We start from the raw sequence: 17889 nt of genomic DNA, 5'->3' as shown, positions 1-17889 counted from the left end.
CTTTTGCATGCGTAACGAAACGCGACGTGCAGCCCTGGAACGCATATGTACCGGGTCCTTCCTGTACGTTTCGATATGCGTACCTACTGCCGTGGACGGAGTCCACCCTACGGTTAGAAAACGCAGGCGCTGTGGCCTGGCTCGGTGCAGCGTGCGCTTCGCGATACGTAGGGTGGACTCTGTTCACGGCCTTGTGCATGCGTGTCGAAACGCGACGCGCAGGTATGGCACGCATACGTATCGGGCCCTTGTTGCGCGTGTCGATATGCGTACCCAATGCCGTGGACGGAGCCTTTCGTGGCCCGGTCCACCCTACGGTTAGAAGGTGCTGGCCCTGCGGCCGGGCTGTTTTACACGTTCACTCGTCGCTGCCGCGGAACTTGCGCAAGCCCTTGAACAGCAGCGGTGCCAGCAAGGCAAACGCGGCAATCGCCAGCAGCGTGGCCGAGGCCGGGTGCTTGAAGAAGATCCAGTAATCGCCCAGGCTGACCTGCAGCGCGCGGCGGAACTGGCTTTCGGCCATCGGGCCCAGGATCAGGCCGACGATCATCGGCGCCATCGGATAATCCCAGCAGCGCATCATGTAGCCGGCCAGCCCGAACACCACCAGCATCGTCAATTCCACCGTCGACGGATTCGCGGCCAGCGTGCCCATCGCGGCGAACACCAGGATGCCGGCATAGAGCCAGGCTTGGGGAATGGCCAGCAGCTTGACCCACAGGCCGACCAGCGGCAGGTTCAGCACCAGCAGCATCAGGTTACCGATCAGGAAACTGGCGATCAGGCCCCAGACCATTTCCGGGTTGGTCGTGAACAGCAGCGGACCAGGTACGAGGCCATACTGCTGGAAGCCGGCCAGCATCATGGCGGCGGTGGCGGAGGTCGGCAAGCCCAGCGCCAGCAGCGGCACCAGGGTGCCGGTGGCCGAGGCATTGTTGGCCGCTTCCGGGCCGGCCACGCCTTCGATGGCGCCCTTGCCGAACTGCTCGGGGTGCTTGGTCAGCTTGCGTTCGAGCGTGTACGACAGCAGCGTCGGCACTTCGGCGCCGCCGGCGGGCAGGGCGCCGATCGGGAAGCCGAGCAGGGTGCCGCGCAGCCAGGGCTTCCACGAGGCCGCCCAGTCGCCCTTCGACATCCACAGCGAGCCGCGCACCTTTTCCACTTTGTCGGCCAGGCCGTTGTAGTGGGAAGCGACGAACAGCGCCTCGCCCATGGCGAACAGGCCGACCGCCAGCGTCGTGATCGAAATCCCGTCCATCAGCGCCGGCACCTCGAAGGTCAGGCGCGCCTGGCCGGTCAGCTTGTCGATGCCGACCAGGCCCAGGAACAGGCCCAGCGCCAGGCTGGTGAGCCCGCGCAGCACCGAGCTGCCGAAGGTGGCCGACACCGTCACGAACGCGACCACCATCAGCGCCAGGTAATCCCAGGGACCGAACTGCACGGCCAGGTCGACGATCCACGGCGCCAATAACGCCAGGCAGACGGTGGCGATGGTGCCGGCCACGAACGAGCCGATGGCGGCCGTGGCCAGCGCCGGGCCGGCGCGTCCGCTCAGCGACATCTTGTAGCCCTCGATGGCGGTGGCGATCGAGGCCGCCTCGCCCGGTGTGTTAATCAGGATGGCAGTGGTCGAACTGCCGTACATGCCGCCGAAATAAATACCGGCGAACATGATGATCGAGCCGGTCGGGTCCAGCTTGAAGGTCACCGGCAGCAGCAGCGCGACGGTGAGCGAAGGACTGATGCCGGGCAGGATGCCGACCAGGGTGCCGAGCAGGACACCGATGCCGGCGAACAGCAGGTTACCCGGTTGAAGCGCGACCCAGATACCATCGGCAAGTAATGAAAGCGTTTCCATCGAATTCCTTTAGCCGAGCAGCTGTTCCAGCGGTCCCATCGGCAGGGACAGGGACAGCGCCTTGGTGAAGAACAAATACACGAGGGTGGTCAGCACCAGGCCATACACCGGCCCCCATGACCGGAGCGAACGGCCGAAGCCGCAGGCGGTGGCGGTGAACAGGATGGTCGACGAGATGATGAAGCCGGCGCCAATCCCGATCGCCACGATCTGCAGCACCAGCCCGCCCAGAACCCAGGCCAGCGAGCGCAGGTTGACCTTTTCGCCGGCGTCCAGCACCAGCGTATGCTTCGCGGCGCGGCCCGCCCCCACCAGGTGGGCGATGCCGAGCAGGACCAGCAGGCCGGCGATCAGCTTCATCGCCGCCGACGGCCCCACGCCCGGCCCGACGCTTTCGGCGACGCGGTAGGCGTCGGTCAAGGTGAGCCCGCCCAGCACCAGCAAGGCGAGGCCAACGCACAGCGGCGCGCGCCAGGCCGGCACGCTGTGTTCGCTGGCGGCGCTCATTTGGCGAGGCCGATCGACACCAGGATGTCCTTCACGCGCGCCTGGTCGGTTTTCATGAAGGCGGCGAACTGGTCGGCCGGCAGGTAGGCGTCTTCCCAGCCGCGCGCCTTCAGCACCTTGGCCCACTCGGGCGACTTGACGGTTTTTTCCACCGCGGCGGACAGCGCGGCGCGCTGCTGCGGCGTGATGCCGGGCGCGCCGACGATGCCGCGCCAGTTGACCAGTTCGGCGTCGATGCCGCCTTCCTTCAGCGTCGGCACGTTGACGCCGGCGATGCGCTTGCTAGATGAGACGGCCAGCGCACGCAGCTTGCCCGACTTGATCATGCTCTCGAATTCGTTATAGCCCGACACGCCCGCGGTGACGCGCCCGCCCAGCATCTCGGCCAGCGCCTCGCCGCCGCCGGAGAAGGGCACGTAGTTGAGTTTGCGGACGTCGCCGCCGGCGGTCTTCGCCACCATGCCGGCCAGGATGTGGTCGGCGCCGCCAGCCGAACCGCCGGCCCAGACCACTTTCGAGGTATCGGCCTTGATGGCGGCGGCCAGGTCCTTGATGGTCTTGAGCGGCGAATTGGCCGGCACCACGATCACCAGCGGATCGGCGGTCAGGCGCGCGATCGGGGTCATGGTGTCGAGCGACACCGGCGAGCGGTTGGTCAGTACGGCGCCCAGCATGGTGATCCCCATCGTCAGCATCTGCCTGCCGTCGCCCTTGGCGCCGTTGGCGAACTGGGCCAGGCCGACGGTGCCACCGGCGCCGGGCACGTTGATGACTTGCACGCTCTTGGCGGCGCCGGCGGCGACCATCACTTGCTGCAGCGAGCGCGAGGCGCTGTCCCAGCCGCCGCCCGGGGCTGCCGGGGCGATGATTTTCAGTTCCATGGGCGCCTGTGCCAGCGCAGGCGTGGCGGCGAAGCTTGCGCCGACGGCGACTGCGCACGCGGCGCGGACGAGCATTGCATTCAGTTTGTACATGACCAGCGTCTCCTGATTGTCGCACCTGTGCGGTGCAGATGTTGTTGGTACCACTCAGGCCAGTTTGCATTTATTTGCAGATTTATGCAAAAAAATTTGTTCTTTCTACATTCTGTGGCTGTCTTGACGCATAAGCCCTGCTGGGCGGATGACTGCTCGACGAAATGCACAACGCGCGGGAAAGTGTGTTGACTTATCCATATCTGATCTGCATTATGAAGCGATAAAATGCAATCGTGTGTTCGATTCATGTTCGATGACCGCGCATGCTTGATCGTCCCACTACAACAATCGACGGAGATTAGACAATGAACAAACGTGCGCACTTTGCAGGGCTTGCGGCAGTGGCCATGGCGGCGAGCAGCCTCGCGTCCGCCCAGACCAACGTGCAGATCTATGGCGTGATGGACGCGGGCATCGAACACCTCTCGAATGCCAATCCCGGCGGTGGCGGTGCGACCAAGATCTATTCGGGTGGCGCCAACAATTCGCGGCTCGGCTTTCGCGGCACCGAGGAACTCGGTGGCGGGCTGAAAGCGGTGTTCAACCTCGAATCGGGCCTGCTGATCGACACCGGCAACTACGACGGCACGCTGTTCCGGCGCCAGGCCAACGTCGGCCTCGAGGGCAAGTTCGGCCGCATCGTGTTCGGCCGCTCGTTCACCACCGTTTACGACTTCGTCAATCCCTTCGACCCGATGGGCTACGCGCCGCGCTATTCGTGGATCCCGACCGGCAACGGCACCCTGGCCAACAAGTACGGCATGACGACCGGCTTCGACAACATGGTCAAGTACCAGGGCACCTTCGACAAGCTGAAGGTCGGCTTTTCCTACGGCGCCGGCGAGGTGGCCGGCAACGCCTCGGACGGGCGCAAGCTGGCCGCCGGCGCCGCCTACGACCTGGGCGCCGTGCGCCTCGTCCTCACCGGCGAGCGCGTGAACGGCATCAGGAATGCCGTGGGCATCCGCTCCGAAAACAAGGTCTACCACGCCGCGGCCGCGTTCGACGCCAGCGAAGCCCTCAGCCTGAAGGCCGGCCTGCGCCACCTGACGATCGAACAGCCCGCCGTCGCCGACGTGCGCGCCGATACCTGGTGGGTGGGGGCGAACTACGACCTGACACCCGCGCTCGACCTCACCGGCGTCGTCTATTACGTGCGGATCAAGAATGGCGTGACACCGAGCGACAGCGCCGCCGACCCCAGGATGTTCGTGCTGCGCGCCAAATACGCGCTGTCCAAGCGCACCAGCCTGTATGCGACGGCGGCGCATGCCAAGACCAGGGGCGGCGTCCCGGTCGGCGTATCGCGCGATAATACCGAGGATGGCGGCACGACCGGGTTCGGCGACCACCAGACCGGGCTGCTGGTGGGGATCCAGCACCGGTTTTGAAAATGAGCCTGGCCTCACCCTCCGCGTCTAGATAACCGTAGGGTGGACGTGCCATTGAAGACACTGGCTTCAATGGCTCCACGCGGTCGTGCCCTTGCACACCGAAACGCTGGAGAAAATTAATGCGTGCGCGCTCCGAGGCGGGACGACGCATTTCGATATGCTTAGGTGGCACCGCGTGGACGGAGTCCACCCTATGATTATCGGAATGCGGACCGTGCCGCAAAGCTCGGAGCCAAGACTGCATCCTCATCGACAGCAGCAGATTTACAGACAATCCGGAAAGTCGTATCGTTCATGCATCGCCATGGCGTCCAAAAAAACCAATGAGGAGACCGCATCATGACCGAAAAAACCTTTGCATCGCAGGCCGACATCCAGGAAAAGAAGACCAGCTTCGTCAAGCTCTCCGACAACGCCTATGCCTACACGGCCGAGGGCGATCCGAACTCGGGCGTCATCATCGGCGACGACAGCGTGATGGTGATCGACACCACCGCCACGCCGCTGATGGCGCAGTCGCTCATCCGGCACATCCGCAGCGTGACCGACCTGCCGATCAAGTACGTGGTGCTGTCGCACTACCACGCGGTGCGCGTGCTGGGCGCCTCGGCGTACTTTGCCGAGGGCGCCGAGCAGATCATCGCCTCGCGCGGCACCTATGAACTGATCGCCGAGCGCGGCGCGCAGGACATGCAGTCCGAGATCGAGCGCTTCCCGCGCCTGTTCGCCGGGGTCGAATCGGTGCCGGGCCTGTCCTGGCCGACCATGGTATTCAACAACGAGCTGACCATCTTCATGGGCAAGCTCGAAGTGAAGCTGGCACATATCGGCATGGGCCACACCAGGGGCGACACCATCGCCTGGATCCCGTCGCAAAAGATCTGCTTCTCGGGCGACCTGGTCGAATACGGCGCGGCGGCCTATACCGGCGACGCTCAGCTGGAGGAGTGGCCGGCCACGCTGGAAGCGCTGCGCGCGCTCGGCCCCGAGAAGCTGGTCCCCGGCCGCGGCGAAGCCTTGACCACGCCGCAGCAGGTCAACGAGGGCATCGACTACACGAAGGACTTCGTCACCACGCTGTTCGACAGTGCCAAGGAAGCGGTGGCCGCGCAGATGACGCTGGCCGAAGCGATGACGCACGTGCGCAAGCAGATGGACCCGAAGTTCGGCCACGTCTTCATCTACGAGCACTGCCTGCCCTTCGACGTCACGCGCGCCTACGACGAAGCGAAGGGAATCAAGCATCCACGCATCTGGACCGCGGAGCGCGACAGGGAGATGTGGCACGCGCTGCAGAACTGAGCGGGGCGCGCCATGGACCTTGAATATCAACGCCGCGTGTTCGAGTACACGCCGGCGACCGCGCGCGGCGGCCGCCACCCGGTCGTGGTGGTCGGCGCCGGCCCGGTGGGCCTGGCGACCGCCGTCGACCTCGCGCAGAACGGCGTGCCGACCGTGCTGCTGGACGACGACGACCGGCTCGCCCACGGTTCGCGTGCGATCTGCTTTTCCAAGCGCACGCTCGAGATCTTCGACCGCCTGGGCTGCGGCGAACGCATGGCGGCCAAGGGCGTGCGCTGGCACGTCGGCCGCGTGTTCCACCGCGACCAGGAGGTCTACAGCTTCGACCTGCTGCCCGAGACGGGCCATGCGCGGCCCGCCTTTGTCAACCTGCAGCAGTACTACGTCGAGGGCTACCTGCACGAACGGGCGCAGCAACTGCCGAATCTCGACCTGCGCTGGCGCAGCAAGGTGACGAATCTGGCCCGGCACGCCGGCCACGTCGCCCTCACCGTGACCACACCCGCGGGCGACTACCTGCTGGAAGCGGCGTACGTGGTCGCGGCCGACGGCGGCAAGAGCACGCTGCGCGCCCTGATGGGACTGGAAAGCCACGGCCGCACCTTCCGCGACCGCTTCCTGATCGCGGACGTGAAAATGACCGCCGATTTTCCGGCCGAACGCTGGTTCTGGTTCGATCCGCCTTTCCACCCCGGGCAATCGGTACTGCTGCATCGCCAGCCGGACAATCTCTGGCGCATCGACTTCCAGCTTGGCTGGGACGCCGATCCGGAACTTGAAAAGAGCCCGGAGCGCGTCATTCCGCGCATCCAGGCGCTGCTTGGGCCGGACGCGCGCTTCGAACTGGAATGGGTCAGCGTCTACACCTTCCGCTGCCAGCGCATGGATGCCTTCCGCCACGGCCGCGTGCTGTTCGCCGGCGACGCCGCCCATGGCGTTTCGCCTTTCGGTGCGCGCGGCGCCAACAGCGGCGTGCAGGATGCCGACAACCTGGCCTGGAAGCTGCGCCTGGTGGTCGAGGGCAAGGCGCCCACCAGCCTGCTCGACACCTATGCGCGCGAGCGCGAGGGGGCCGCCGACGAAAACATCCTGCACTCGACCCGCGCCACCGACTTCATCACCCCGAAGAGCGCGGCCAGCCGCCTGTTTCGCGACGCCGTGCTGCAGCTGGCCAAAGACCAGCCCTTTGCGCGCAGGCTGGTCAACAGTGGGCGGCTGTCGACGCCATCGACCTACGCCGCTTCGGTGTTGAACACGCCCGACAGCGAGCACTTCGAAGGCGTCATGCACCTTGGCGCTCCGGCCGCCGACGCGCCGCTGACGCAGGACGGCCGGCCGGACTGGCTGCTGCGCCACACCGGCAACGGCTTCAGCGGCCTGTATGCCGCCGGCAGCGCGCGCGACGCCGAGGTAGTCGCGGCGATGGCGGCATTGGCAGGCGATGCGATCCCGGTGTGGATCGTGGTCGTGGCGCCGGCCGGGCAGGGCGGACCGGGAATGCTCGAGGACAGCGCGGGCCTGTTCGCCGCCCGTTACGACGCCGCGCACGGCAGCTTCTACCTGCTGCGTCCCGACCAGCATGTGTGCGCGCGCTGGCGCGCTTTCGACCTGCAAGCAGTGCGCGCCGCCGTGGCACGCGCCAGCTGCAACGACTTTAATGCGGCCGGAGCGACCGGGCGCCGAGACCAGATGGAGCACGCATGAGCGCTTGTTTGAACGTCGAACCGAACATGGCCGACCCGGACGCGTTCTACGCGCTGCTGGTCGACGCGCACCAGGGCCTGGACGAGGAAGCGAGCAGCATGCTCAACGCCCAACTGATCCTGCTGCTGTCGAATCACATCGGCGACCTGGCTGTCCTGCGCAAAGCGCTGGCGGTCGCGCGCAGGAATGTGAAAGCTGAGGTACAGGTCTGATCCGGGTTCAGCTGAGCTGTTGTCTCGTGGCAACGATAATTCCAAGTGATTGGCCGCTTGGCTTGGGCAAGCCCCGGATCGCGCCCCGCCTCCTCTAACCAGGCTCCTTCATAGGAGCAGCTACCTATTATTTCCTAAGAGCATATCTGATATCGACTCAAATATACGTTACATGAATGGCGATCATCATGGATCTCAATTTGATTTCTATCTGAATGCGCCCATACTGGATACATAAGCCAACCAGTGAGGACATCATGACGATAGCAACCGCAAACCTGTTCAATAGTGCATCCCAGTTCGTGAAGAAGCTGTTCGCGTCGGAAGCGGACACGCATGCTGGCAGCGGCGACCTCTGGCAGCTGTACCGCATGTCCCGCGGCGTCGACTCGGTCGGCTCGGGCGTAACGCGCAAGCTCGACCGGATGGCGAACCGCAGCGCCGAATAAGTCAGCATCGTAGTACGACAGAAAAGAAGCCTCGCACAAGCGAGGTTTTTTTTCGTCCGGCGCCAGCGCGAACGCCTCCAGCAGCGATCGCGCGCGCCGGGTCCCTTGATTCGGCTATGCTCGGGCCGTCGACTACGGGAGGTAGCCACGGCGCCATCCTGCCCACGTGCGCAACCCGAGACCAGCCCATGCTCCACACCCTCGCCATCCTGCTGCTGTTCCAGTGCCTGGGCGAGGGCGTCGCATTCGTATTCAGGCTGCCGGTGCCCGGTCCGGTGATCGGCATGCTGCTCTTGTTCGCGACCCTGCTGTTGAAACCGCGCCTGCACGCGCTGGTGGAACCGGGCGCCACCGAACTGCTGCGCCACCTGTCGCTGTTGTTCGTACCGGCCGGCGCCGGCGTGGTCGCGGTCGGGGCAAGCATCGGCGGCCAGTGGCCGGCGCTGCTGGGCGCCCTGGCCGGCGGCACGCTGGTCACGCTGGCCCTGACAGCGGCGGTGCTGCGCGCCTTGACACGCGGGAAGGCGCCCGATGCCTGAATTTCCGCAGCTTGGCGCCCTGTGGGTCTACCTGGCGGCCTCGCCGCTGCTGGGCCTGACGCTGACGCTGTGCGCCTATCTTGCCGCCCAGTGGATCCACCTGCGCTGCCGCGCCTCGCCGCTGGCCAACCCGGTGGCGATTGCGATCGCCATCGTAGCCGCGGTCTTGACGCTGTCCGGGATGTCCTACCAGCGCTATTTCGAAGGGGCGCAGTTCGTGCACTTCCTGCTCGGCCCGGCCACGGTGGCGCTGGCGATTCCGCTGGCGCGCCAGATGCCGACCCTGCGCCGCACCTTCCTTCCCCTGACGGCGGCGCTGTTCGCCGGTTCCGCCGGCGCCATCGTCTCGAGCGCGCTGCTGGTGCTGATGCTGGGCGGCTCGGCCACGCTGGCGGCCACCGCCGCGCCCAAGTCGGCGACCACGCCGATCGCGATGGCGGTGGCCGAGCGGCTGGGCGGCGTGCCGGCGCTGACCGCCATCCTGGTGATCGGCACCGGCATCTTCGGGGCGGTGTGCGCGCGCTTCCTGTTCGAGCGCATGGGCGTGCATTCGCACCAGGTGCGCGGCTTCGCGCTCGGCGTCGCCTCGCATGGCATCGGTACCGCGCGCGCCTTCCAGGTCAGTCCCGAGATGGGCGCCTTTGCGGGCCTCGGCATGGGATTGAATGGCGTGCTGACCGCCTTGTTGGCGCCGTGGCTGGTGCCGCTGGTCCTGCGGCTGTTTGCCTGAGTCGCGGTTTCCGTTGCACTACTGGTTCAGGCTCATTCCTGCATAAAGAAGCGTAGCATCTCGCGGGTGGCATCCGGCCCGCGCGTATCGGTATAGCTGCCGCGCAGCGTGCCGCCCGACCAGGCGTGGCCGCTGCCGTGGATGGTCCAGTGTTCGGCGACCACGTCGCCGGACTTGCCGCGGTGCGTCTGGCGCGTGAAGCTGCGGCCGCTGGCTTCGCCCGTTTCCTCGAGCACGGCCAGGTCGCCTGCATCATCCGGCGTCTGCGCCATGTAGCACTCGACGCTCTGCTGCACCACGTCGGCACTGTTCTTGCGGTGGACGGTGCTGTCGCTGTCGCCGTGGAAGACGATGATCGGTACGCTGGCAGGCGGCATGGCCTGTTTTGCCGCGCTCAGGTCGGAGCCGTCGCGCATGGCCGACAAGGCGCTCGCGCTGCTGGTGGCGCTGCGGTGCGGCAGGCCCGAATGGCAGCCGACCGCCTTGAACAGGTCGGGGTAGGTGCGACCGAGGATGACCGCCATCGCGCCGCCCGAGGACAGGCCGGCAATGGCGATGCAGGCGCGGTCGACGGCGTATTCGGCGGCGATGGCGTGCGTCAGGCCCGCGATCAGCGCCGGTTCGCCTTCGTCGCGCTCGTGGTGCGCCTGGTCGTACCAGTTCCAGCAGCGGTTCCAGCTCACCTGCGACGACTGTTCCGGATACAGCACCAGGCATTGCGCGGCCTCGGCGGCCTCGTTCATGCCGGTGCCGAGTGCGAAATCGTCGGCATCCTGGCCGCAGCCGTGCAGCATCACCACCAACGGCAGCGGCGCACCGCAATACCCGCTCGGCACGTACAGTTTGTAATGCAGCGGCCGTGCGCCGCCGTCGAAGGTACCGGCAATGAATCTGGCCTGGCCCTGAGGCTGGTCACAGGGAGCGGGGGCCAGCATGCTGGCCCATGGATTGAGGCCGAAAAAAGGCCAGGTTGCACTTGCTAGATTCATATCCTTACCTCGTGGTGGCTGGTCGAAAGTCTCCTCGCCCGGTTGCCAGTATAAAGAAATGCTGCGGTGCAGCATGTCAGCCATGGTCGACAGCACGCGTAGGACTACATCCGGGGCGTAACGCAGCGGTGCCTTAAGCGGTTGGCTTTTTGCATGCGATCTTGCTATGCTCCGGGCCTCCCATGACGAACCCTTATGACTCTCCGCCCGACCTCGCCGCCACGGCCCTGAACCTCGTCGATTGCGGCATCATCGTGCTCGATAACGAAGGGCGCATCACCTTGTGGAACCGCTGGATGGTCACGCATGCGGGCCGCGCGGCGGCGCGCGTGCGCGGGCATGGGCTGTTTGCCGTCTTTCCCGAGCTGCGCGGCGGGCGCGTGGAGGCGGCGGTGCTGGCCGCGCTGGCCGATGGCGCCAGCAAGCAGGTGACGTCCCTGGACAGCCGCACGCCGTTTCCGCTGCGCCCGGCGGGCAGCTTCGACGGCGCGCGCATCGAGCAGGCGGTGGCGGTGACGGCCTTCAGGGATGGCATGGCAGCCGCCTGCCTGATCGAGATCCGCGACGTCAGCGGCGCGGCCGGGCGCGAACGGCACCTGCTGGAACACGCCGAGGCGCTGCGTGCGCGCTCCTACATCGACGGCTTGAGCGGCATCCACAACCGCCGCTATTTCGACGTGGCGCTCGAGCGCGAACTGCGCCGCGCCCAGCGCCATGGCGGCGCCTTGTCGCTGCTGCTGATGGACATCGATTCCTTCAAGGCTTACAACGACCATTTCGGCCACCAGCAGGGCGACGCCTGGCTCACCACTGTGGCGCAGGCGCTGGCCGCCATGCTGAAACGCCCGGCCGACGTCGCCGCGCGCTACGGCGGCGAGGAGTTCGCGGCGATCCTGCCGGATACCGATACGGCCCAGGCACTGTGCCATGCGAACGCGATCCGTGAACACGTGGCCGCGCTGGGCCTGGCGCATGCGCCGGCGGCGGTCAAGCCCTATGTGACGCTCAGTATCGGCGTGGCCAGTTTCGGCGCGGGCAGGCTCGATGCGGCGAGCATCATCGCGGCCGCGGACCGGGCGTTGTATGCGGCCAAGCGGGGCGGGCGCGACCGGGTGATGGTGGACGAGACCTCGTAGGGTGGGCGCCCACCCTGCGATCCGCGATGGTTACATGCGCTTTTACGGCACGTACTTCCACGCACCCTTTTCGATCTTGACCATCACCTGCGAGCGCTGGTCCATGCCCTGGTGGTTGGTCGGGCTCATGTTGAAGACGCCGTGCGAGGCCGGCACGTTCTTCAGGCCTTCGAGCGAATCGCGCAGCGCCGCGCGGAATTCCTTCGTACCCGGCTTCGCCTTCGGCACCGCGGTTTTCGCCGCTTCCGCCAGCAGGATCGATGCATCCCAGGCGTGGCCGCCGAAGGTCGAGACGCTGTCCTTGCCGTGTGCCGCCGTGTACTTGTTCACGTAGGTCAGCGCCGTCTTCTTGATCGGATTGGAATCGGGCAGCTGGTTCGCCACCAGCATCGGGCCGACCGGGACGAAGGTGCCTTCGCAATCGGCGCCGCAGACGCGCAGGAAGTCGCTGTTGGCGACACCGTGGGTCTGGTAGATCTTGCCCTTGTAGCCGCGCTCGCGCAGCGCCTTTTGCGGCAGCGCGGCCGGGGTGCCGGAGCCGGCGATCAGGATCGCGTCGGGATTCGCCGACATCAGTTTCAGGATCTGGCCGGTGACGGACGTGTCGGTGCGCGCATAGCGCTCGTTGGCCACCAGCTTGATCTTGCGCGCCGGCGCGTACTTGGCCGCTTCCGCGTACCAGCCTTCGCCGTAGGCGTCGGCAAAGCCGATGAAGCCCATGGTTTTGACGCCGCTGTTCGACATGTGCTGGGTGATGGCGGCCGCCATCTGGCCGTCGTGCTGGGTGGTTTTAAAAACCCAGCGCCGCTTGGCGTCCATCGGTTCGACGATGCGGGCGGCGCCGGCGATGGTGATCATCGGCGTTTCCGTTTCAGCCGCCACTTCCAGCATCGCCAGCGAGGTCGGCGTGACCGAGGAGCCGATCAAGAGGTCGACCTTGTCTTCGGAGACCAGCTTGCGCGCGTTCTTGACGGCCTGGGTGGCGTCGGAGGCGTCGTCGAGCACGATGTACTGCACCTTCTGGCCGGCGATCTCGTTCGGCAGCAGCGCGATGGTGTTCTTTTCGGGGATGCCGAGCGAGGCCGCCGGCCCGGTCGTCGAGATCGATACGCCGACCTTGATCTGCGCGTGCGCGTTGAAGGCGGCGCCCAGGGCGGCGACCAGCAGGAGGATCTTGGGGCTCTTCGGCAGGAAGTTGAAGCAGGTGGTACGGGTCATGCTGTCTCCTCGGTTTGTTATAGACCTGAACGATAGTATAGGCTGGCGCGACAGAAAAAATGTCGGTTCCGTAACTGTTTTCGAATATCATTTAATTATGGTGGATGGAAAACATCCGCCCCGGCCATCACCCATAACGACAAAGGAGGGCCACGCGGGCAGTGCCGGCGGCAGGCGCAACGAGGAGACGCGGCGCGCCCGAGCCCCCAGCGGCATGCCCCAGGCTGCAGTATGGATTTAACGATCTTCGCCATCCTGACCCAGGACGGCATCGCCAGCGGGGCGGTCTACGTGCTGCTGGCGCTGGCGCTGGTGCTGGTGTTTTCGATCACCCGCGTGATCTTCATTCCCCTCGGTGAATTCCTCGCCTTTGGCGCGCTGACCATGGCCGCCCTGCAGGCCGGCAAGATGCCGCACAGCGCCACCTTGCTGCTGATCCTGGGCGCGGCCGCCTTCCTGCAGGAGCTGGCCGCCACCATGCGCAGTCCTATGGGTCAGATCAACCGCACGCGCGCAGTCGGCATGGGCATCTTCAAATTCATCATCTTCCCGATGGCGGTCTTCCTGGCTGCAAAATCGGCAGAGGGAGCCGTCGATGAGAAGTCATGGCCGATGCTCGCGCAGCTGCTGCTCACCTTCGCCATCGTCGCGCCGATGGGGCCGATGATCTATCGCCTCGCTTTCCAGCCGCTGGCCGAAAGCTCCGTGCTGGTACTGCTGATCGTCTCGGTGGCAGTGCACCTGGCCCTGCTCGGGGTCGGCCTGGTCCTGTTCGGCGCCGAAGGTTCGCGCACGGCGGCCTTCTCCGACGCCGTGTTCAATGTCGGCACGCTGACGATTTCCGGCCAGAGCATCGTCGTGATCGCCACCGCGCTGGTGCTGATCGGCGCCCTCTACCTGTACTTCGACCGCACCCTGTCGGGCAAGGCGCTGCGCGCCACCGCGGTGCACCGGCGCGGCGCGCGCCTGGTCGGCATCGGCACCACCCAGGCGGGGCGCCTGGCGTATTTGCTGGCCTCGACCATCGGCACCCTGTGCGGCGTGCTGATCGCGCCACTGACCACCATTTACTACGACAGTGGCTTCCTGATGGGACTGAAGGGCTTCGTCGGCGCCATCATCGGCGGCCTGGCCAGCTATCCACTGGCCGCGGGCGGCGCCTTGCTGGTCGGGTTATTGGAGGCGTATTCGTCGTTCTATGCCAGCGCCCTGAAGGAGGTCATCGTCTTTACCCTGATCATTCCGGTGCTCCTGTGGCGCTCGATCGTTCATCCGCAGGTCGAGGAGGGCGACGAATGAAGCCGCATCCACTGATCGCACTTGGCATCGCCGCCCTGGTCTTCGGCCTGCTGCCGCTGCCGGCCTACTGGATCACCCTGGCCAACTACATCGGCCTGTACGCGATCGTCGCCCTCGGGCTGGTGCTGCTGACCGGCGTCGGCGGACTGACCTCGTTCGGCCAGGCGGCCTTTGTCGGCCTGGGCGCCTATGCCACCGCGTACCTGTCGACCGCGCACGGGCTCTCGCCCTGGCTCGGCCTGGTGGCGGGGTTGGCGGTGACGGCGGCATCGAGCCTGTTCATCGGCGCCATCATGCTGCGCCTGTCCGGCCACTACCTGCCGCTCGGGACCATCGCCTGGGGTCTGTCGCTGTACTTCCTGTTCGGGAACCTGGAATTCCTCGGCAAGTACGACGGCATCGGCGGCATTCCGCCCCTCAGCTTGTTCGGCATCGGTCTCGGCTCCGGCCAGAGCATGTTCTTCCTGATCTGGCTGATCCTGCTGGTGTCCGTCGCGCTGCTGCGCAACCTGCTCAATTCCCGTTCCGGCCGCGCGATCAGGGCACTCAAGGGCGGCGGCCTGATGGCCGAGGCGATGGGTGTGAACACGGCGGCCATGAAGATCCGCATCTTCGTGATCGCCGCCTTGCTCGCTTGCGTCTCCGGCTGGCTGTATGCGCATTTGCAGCGCGCGGTGAATCCGTCGCCGTTCGGCCTGAACTCGGGCATCGAATACCTGTTCATGGCGGTGATCGGCGGCGCCGGCTACCTGTGGGGCGCGATCCTCGGCGCAACCGTGCTGACGGTGCTGAAGGACCAGCTGCAAAGTATTCTCCCGGCCCTGGTCGGATCGAACGGCAATTTCGAGATCATCGTCTTCGGCATCCTGATGGTGATCCTGCTGCAGCATGCGAGGAACGGCATCTGGCCCTTCATCGCGCGCTGGCTGCCGCAGCGGCCGGATGCGGTCGCGCCTGAGGCGGCGCCGGCCTTGCCGCAGCGCGCGCGCCCGGCGCCGGGCCAGCCGCTGCTGGTGATCGACAAGGCCCGTAAGCAGTTTGGCGGGCTGGTCGCCGTCAACGACATGAGCTTTACGGTGCACGGCGGCGAGATCGTCGGCCTGATCGGACCGAACGGCGCCGGCAAGTCGACTATGTTCAACCTGGTGACCGGCGTGCTGCCGGTGACGGGCGGCGAGATCCGCTTCGGCGGTACCGATGGCCTGCAGCGCATCGATGCGCTGCCATCGCGCGCGATCGTCAAACGCGGCATCGGACGCACCTTCCAGCACGTGCACCTGCTGCCCGAGATGACGGTGCTGGAAAACGTGGCGATCGGCGCCCACCTGCGCGCGCAGCGCGGCGTGGTGGCCAGCAGCCTGGCGCTGGACCGCGGCGAGGAGAGCGCACTGCTGTTCGAGGCGCGCCGCCAGCTGGAGCGCGTCGGCCTGGGCGGCCTGCTGTACGAGCAGGCCGGCAACCTGGCGCTCGGCCAGCAGCGCATCCTCGAGATCGCGCGTGCACTCTGCTGCGACCCGGCGCTGCTGCTGCTCGACGAACCGGCGGCCGGCCTGCGCTACAAGGAAAAGCAGGCGCTGGCCGAGCTGCTGAACAAACTGAAAGGCGAGGGCATGAGCATCTTGCTGGTGGAGCACGACATGGACTTCGTCATGAACCTGACCGATCGCCTGATCGTCATGGAATTCGGCACAAAAATCGCGGAAGGGAATCCGGCGCAGGTGCAGCAGGACCCGGCCGTGCTCGAAGCCTACCTGGGAGGGATCGACTGATGGCCATTCCCATCCTCGAAGTGAACGACCTGCACGTCGCCTACGGCAAGGTCGAAGCGGTGCACGGCTTGAACGTCAAGGTCGGCGCCGGCCAGATCGTGACCGTGATCGGCCCGAACGGCGCCGGCAAGTCGACCATGCTGAACGCGATCGCCGGTGCGCTGGTGGCGAATGCCTCGACCACCGGTGCGGTGCTGCTGCGCGGCGTCGACGTCAGCGCCTGGCCGGTGGAGAGCCGCGTCGCCCAGGGCATGAGCCTGGTGCCGGAAAGCCGCGACCTGTTCACGACCATGAGCGTCGAAGACAACCTGCTGCTAGGCAGCTACACGCGCTATAAACGCCGCGACAAGGCGTATGCCGATCAGCTGGACGTCGTGTACGAGCTGTTCCCGCGCCTGCGCGAACGGCGCACGCAGGCGGCCGGCACCATGTCCGGCGGCGAGCGCCAGATGGTGGCCCTGGGCCGCGCGCTGATGGCAAAACCGACGCTCTTGATGCTGGACGAACCGAGCCTGGGCCTGGCGCCGCTGATCGTCAAGGAGATCTTCCGCGTCATCGTGCGCCTGAAGGAGACCGGGGTCGGCATCCTGCTGGTCGAACAGAATGCGCGCGCCGCCTTGCAGGCGGCCGATTACGGCTACGTGCTGGAAACCGGCGACGTCGTGATGGAAGGGCCGGCGGCGCAACTGGCCAGCGATCCGAAGGTGATCGATACCTATCTGGGGCTGAACAAGAAACACGCGTGAGGAATACGATGAAAGAGATTTCCTGTATCGGCGTCGTCGGCACCGGCGTCATCGGCGCCAGCTGGGCCGCCTGTTTCCTGGCGCGCGGCTTCGACGTCTCGGCGAGCGACCCGATGCCGGGCGCCGAGGCGAAGCTGCGCGCGGCGGTGCGCGCGCACTGGCCGATCCTCACCCACATGGGCCTGGCCGACGGCGCCTCGATCGAGCGGCTGCGCTTTTCCGCCGATCTTGGGGAAGCGCTGCAAGGCGTCGACTTCGTGCAGGAGAGCGGTCCCGAACGCGAAGACCTGAAGCTGGCGCTGTTTCGCGAGATGGATGCGCTGCTGGCCCCAAGCGTCATCCTGGCCTCGAGCTCCTCGGGCCTGTTGATGAGCCGCGTGCAGGACGCCTGCCGCCATCCGGAACGGGTAGTGCTCGGCCATCCCTTCAATCCGCCGCACATGATTCCGCTGGTCGAAGTCATCGGTGGCGCGCGGACCTCGAACGCGACCGTCGAACGCGCTATGAACTTCTACGCCGCCATCGGCAAGCGCCCGATCCACGTGCGCAAGGAAGTCCCCGGCCACATCGCCAACCGCCTGCAGGCGGCGCTCTGGCGCGAAGCGTTCCACTTGGTAGAACAAGGCGTGGCGACCGTGGCCGACGTCGATACCGCGATCGCCTACGGCCCGGGCCTGCGCTGGGCGCTGATGGGCCCCTTCATGAACCTGCACCTGTCGGGCGGCGCGGGCGGCATCCGCCACATGCTCGACCACCTCGGCGCGCCGATCGAAAGCTGGTGGGCCGATCTCGGCACGCCGATGATTACCGAGGCGCTGAAGCAGCAGCTGGCGGCCGGTGTCGAGGACGCCCTGGCGGGCCGCGACGGGTCGCAACTGGCGCCGGTGCGCGATGCGCTGCTGGCGGGGCTGATCGAAGCGAAGGCGGGGACGGACAAGCTGCCGTGATGTGACGGTCTCCGGAGATCGCGTTGTTCGCAAGGCGGGGTCCGTAGATACTGTTATGGCTGTCAAGCGGCGTGCAGTGTCGGATCGAACTTTTCGCCAGTTTTCAGCACGCC

At 66.2% G+C, this 17889-nt stretch carries 17 protein-coding genes; 12 read left to right on the top strand and 5 right to left on the bottom strand.

Going from position 1 to position 17889, the window contains the following annotated elements; all coding sequences use genetic code 11:
* Nucleotides 1-358: 358 nt before the first annotated feature.
* The 3 genes from IFT60_RS04755 to IFT60_RS04745 are packed head-to-tail and all read right to left on the bottom strand — an operon-like array spanning nucleotide 359 to nucleotide 3339.
* Nucleotides 359-1858, bottom strand: a complete 1500-nt coding sequence (locus tag IFT60_RS04755; protein WP_192050045.1) for a tripartite tricarboxylate transporter permease — start codon at nucleotides 1856-1858, stop codon at nucleotides 359-361.
* A gap of 9 nt (nucleotides 1859-1867) precedes the next feature.
* Entirely contained in the window at nucleotides 1868-2365 is a 498-nt protein-coding gene (locus IFT60_RS04750) for a tripartite tricarboxylate transporter TctB family protein (RefSeq protein ID WP_192050043.1), read from the bottom strand.
* Nucleotides 2362-3339: a Bug family tripartite tricarboxylate transporter substrate binding protein gene (locus IFT60_RS04745; protein ID WP_192050041.1), complete on the bottom strand. Its 978-nt coding sequence runs from the start codon at nucleotides 3337-3339 to the stop codon at nucleotides 2362-2364. The genes IFT60_RS04750 and IFT60_RS04745 overlap by 4 nt, the downstream gene beginning before the upstream one ends.
* Nucleotides 3340-3647: 308 nt before the next feature.
* Here IFT60_RS04745 and IFT60_RS04740 point away from each other — a divergent pair, with 308 nt between their 5' ends.
* The 7 genes from IFT60_RS04740 to IFT60_RS04710 all read left to right on the top strand — a co-directional run bounded on the left by IFT60_RS04740 (nucleotide 3648) and on the right by IFT60_RS04710 (nucleotide 9672).
* Nucleotides 3648-4733, top strand: coding sequence for a porin (locus IFT60_RS04740; protein ID WP_192050039.1), 1086 nt, complete (start codon nucleotides 3648-3650; stop codon nucleotides 4731-4733).
* A gap of 342 nt (nucleotides 4734-5075) precedes the next feature.
* Nucleotides 5076-6038 carry an MBL fold metallo-hydrolase gene (locus IFT60_RS04735; protein WP_192050037.1) on the top strand — a complete coding sequence of 321 codons (963 nt, stop codon included), beginning with the start codon at nucleotides 5076-5078 and terminating at the stop codon, nucleotides 6036-6038.
* Between the two features lie 12 nt (nucleotides 6039-6050).
* Nucleotides 6051-7742 carry an FAD-dependent oxidoreductase gene (locus IFT60_RS04730; protein WP_192050035.1) on the top strand — a complete coding sequence of 564 codons (1692 nt, stop codon included), beginning with the start codon at nucleotides 6051-6053 and terminating at the stop codon, nucleotides 7740-7742.
* Nucleotides 7739-7954 carry a DUF2783 domain-containing protein gene (locus IFT60_RS04725; RefSeq protein ID WP_192050033.1) on the top strand — a complete coding sequence of 72 codons (216 nt, stop codon included), beginning with the start codon at nucleotides 7739-7741 and terminating at the stop codon, nucleotides 7952-7954. The genes IFT60_RS04730 and IFT60_RS04725 overlap by 4 nt, the downstream gene beginning before the upstream one ends.
* 257 nt (nucleotides 7955-8211) lie before the next feature.
* Nucleotides 8212-8403 (top strand): hypothetical protein, encoded by a 192-nt coding sequence (locus IFT60_RS04720; protein WP_192050031.1) that lies wholly within the window; start codon nucleotides 8212-8214, stop codon nucleotides 8401-8403.
* Between the two features lie 188 nt (nucleotides 8404-8591).
* Nucleotides 8592-8942, top strand: a complete 351-nt coding sequence (locus IFT60_RS04715) for a CidA/LrgA family protein (protein ID WP_192050030.1) — start codon at nucleotides 8592-8594, stop codon at nucleotides 8940-8942.
* Nucleotides 8935-9672: an LrgB family protein gene (locus IFT60_RS04710; RefSeq protein WP_192050028.1), complete on the top strand. Its 738-nt coding sequence runs from the start codon at nucleotides 8935-8937 to the stop codon at nucleotides 9670-9672. Before IFT60_RS04715 ends, IFT60_RS04710 begins: the two co-directional genes overlap by 8 nt.
* A 32-nt stretch (nucleotides 9673-9704) precedes the next feature.
* Here the strand turns inward: IFT60_RS04710 and IFT60_RS04705 are convergent, their stop codons facing one another.
* Nucleotides 9705-10661, bottom strand: a complete 957-nt coding sequence (locus tag IFT60_RS04705) for an extracellular catalytic domain type 1 short-chain-length polyhydroxyalkanoate depolymerase (RefSeq protein ID WP_192050026.1) — start codon at nucleotides 10659-10661, stop codon at nucleotides 9705-9707.
* 182 nt (nucleotides 10662-10843) lie between these two features.
* Here IFT60_RS04705 and IFT60_RS04700 point away from each other — a divergent pair, with 182 nt between their 5' ends.
* Nucleotides 10844-11797, top strand: coding sequence for a GGDEF domain-containing protein (locus IFT60_RS04700; protein ID WP_192050024.1), 954 nt, complete (start codon nucleotides 10844-10846; stop codon nucleotides 11795-11797).
* Nucleotides 11798-11839: 42 nt separating this feature from the next.
* Here IFT60_RS04700 and IFT60_RS04695 read toward each other — a convergent pair whose 3' ends face one another.
* Entirely contained in the window at nucleotides 11840-13015 is a 1176-nt protein-coding gene (locus tag IFT60_RS04695; protein ID WP_192050022.1) for an ABC transporter substrate-binding protein, read from the bottom strand.
* 231 nt (nucleotides 13016-13246) lie between these two features.
* Here IFT60_RS04695 and IFT60_RS04690 point away from each other — a divergent pair, with 231 nt between their 5' ends.
* The 4 genes from IFT60_RS04690 to IFT60_RS04675 are packed head-to-tail and all read left to right on the top strand — an operon-like array spanning nucleotide 13247 to nucleotide 17776.
* Entirely contained in the window at nucleotides 13247-14314 is a 1068-nt protein-coding gene (locus IFT60_RS04690) for a branched-chain amino acid ABC transporter permease (protein ID WP_192050021.1), read from the top strand.
* Complete coding sequence (locus tag IFT60_RS04685; RefSeq protein WP_192050019.1) at nucleotides 14311-16083, top strand: branched-chain amino acid ABC transporter ATP-binding protein/permease; 1773 nt, start codon at nucleotides 14311-14313, stop codon at nucleotides 16081-16083. Before IFT60_RS04690 ends, IFT60_RS04685 begins: the two co-directional genes overlap by 4 nt.
* Complete coding sequence (locus IFT60_RS04680) at nucleotides 16083-16829, top strand: ABC transporter ATP-binding protein (RefSeq protein WP_192050017.1); 747 nt, start codon at nucleotides 16083-16085, stop codon at nucleotides 16827-16829. Before IFT60_RS04685 ends, IFT60_RS04680 begins: the two co-directional genes overlap by 1 nt.
* Before the next feature lie 8 nt (nucleotides 16830-16837).
* The gene (locus tag IFT60_RS04675; RefSeq protein ID WP_192050015.1) at nucleotides 16838-17776 is read left to right on the top strand and encodes a 3-hydroxyacyl-CoA dehydrogenase NAD-binding domain-containing protein; all 939 of its coding nucleotides are present in this window, start codon (nucleotides 16838-16840) and stop codon (nucleotides 17774-17776) included.
* Nucleotides 17777-17889 lie beyond the last annotated feature (113 nt).

Source organism: Massilia sp. CFBP 13721, assembly GCF_014842025.1.
GTDB lineage: Bacteria > Pseudomonadota > Gammaproteobacteria > Burkholderiales > Burkholderiaceae_D > Telluria.
Note: the sequence above shows the minus strand (reverse complement) of the source record. Positions and strands in the feature narration are given on the sequence as shown.

Bases quoted from the DNA above. Each gene is read 5' to 3' on its own strand.
- IFT60_RS04755 (WP_192050045.1), bottom strand. From the start codon at position 1,858: ATGGAAACGCTTTCATTACTTGCCGATGGTATCTGGGTCGCGCTTCAA.
- IFT60_RS04750 (WP_192050043.1), bottom strand. From the start codon at position 2,365: ATGAGCGCCGCCAGCGAACACAGCGTGCCGGCCTGGCGCGCGCCGCTG.
- IFT60_RS04745 (WP_192050041.1), bottom strand. From the start codon at position 3,339: ATGTACAAACTGAATGCAATGCTCGTCCGCGCCGCGTGCGCAGTCGCC.
- IFT60_RS04740 (WP_192050039.1), top strand. From the start codon at position 3,648: ATGAACAAACGTGCGCACTTTGCAGGGCTTGCGGCAGTGGCCATGGCG.
- IFT60_RS04735 (WP_192050037.1), top strand. From the start codon at position 5,076: ATGACCGAAAAAACCTTTGCATCGCAGGCCGACATCCAGGAAAAGAAG.
- IFT60_RS04730 (WP_192050035.1), top strand. From the start codon at position 6,051: ATGGACCTTGAATATCAACGCCGCGTGTTCGAGTACACGCCGGCGACC.
- IFT60_RS04725 (WP_192050033.1), top strand. From the start codon at position 7,739: ATGAGCGCTTGTTTGAACGTCGAACCGAACATGGCCGACCCGGACGCG.
- IFT60_RS04720 (WP_192050031.1), top strand. From the start codon at position 8,212: ATGACGATAGCAACCGCAAACCTGTTCAATAGTGCATCCCAGTTCGTG.
- IFT60_RS04715 (WP_192050030.1), top strand. From the start codon at position 8,592: ATGCTCCACACCCTCGCCATCCTGCTGCTGTTCCAGTGCCTGGGCGAG.
- IFT60_RS04710 (WP_192050028.1), top strand. From the start codon at position 8,935: ATGCCTGAATTTCCGCAGCTTGGCGCCCTGTGGGTCTACCTGGCGGCC.
- IFT60_RS04705 (WP_192050026.1), bottom strand. From the start codon at position 10,661: ATGAATCTAGCAAGTGCAACCTGGCCTTTTTTCGGCCTCAATCCATGG.
- IFT60_RS04700 (WP_192050024.1), top strand. From the start codon at position 10,844: ATGACGAACCCTTATGACTCTCCGCCCGACCTCGCCGCCACGGCCCTG.
- IFT60_RS04695 (WP_192050022.1), bottom strand. From the start codon at position 13,015: ATGACCCGTACCACCTGCTTCAACTTCCTGCCGAAGAGCCCCAAGATC.
- IFT60_RS04690 (WP_192050021.1), top strand. From the start codon at position 13,247: ATGGATTTAACGATCTTCGCCATCCTGACCCAGGACGGCATCGCCAGC.
- IFT60_RS04685 (WP_192050019.1), top strand. From the start codon at position 14,311: ATGAAGCCGCATCCACTGATCGCACTTGGCATCGCCGCCCTGGTCTTC.
- IFT60_RS04680 (WP_192050017.1), top strand. From the start codon at position 16,083: ATGGCCATTCCCATCCTCGAAGTGAACGACCTGCACGTCGCCTACGGC.
- IFT60_RS04675 (WP_192050015.1), top strand. From the start codon at position 16,838: ATGAAAGAGATTTCCTGTATCGGCGTCGTCGGCACCGGCGTCATCGGC.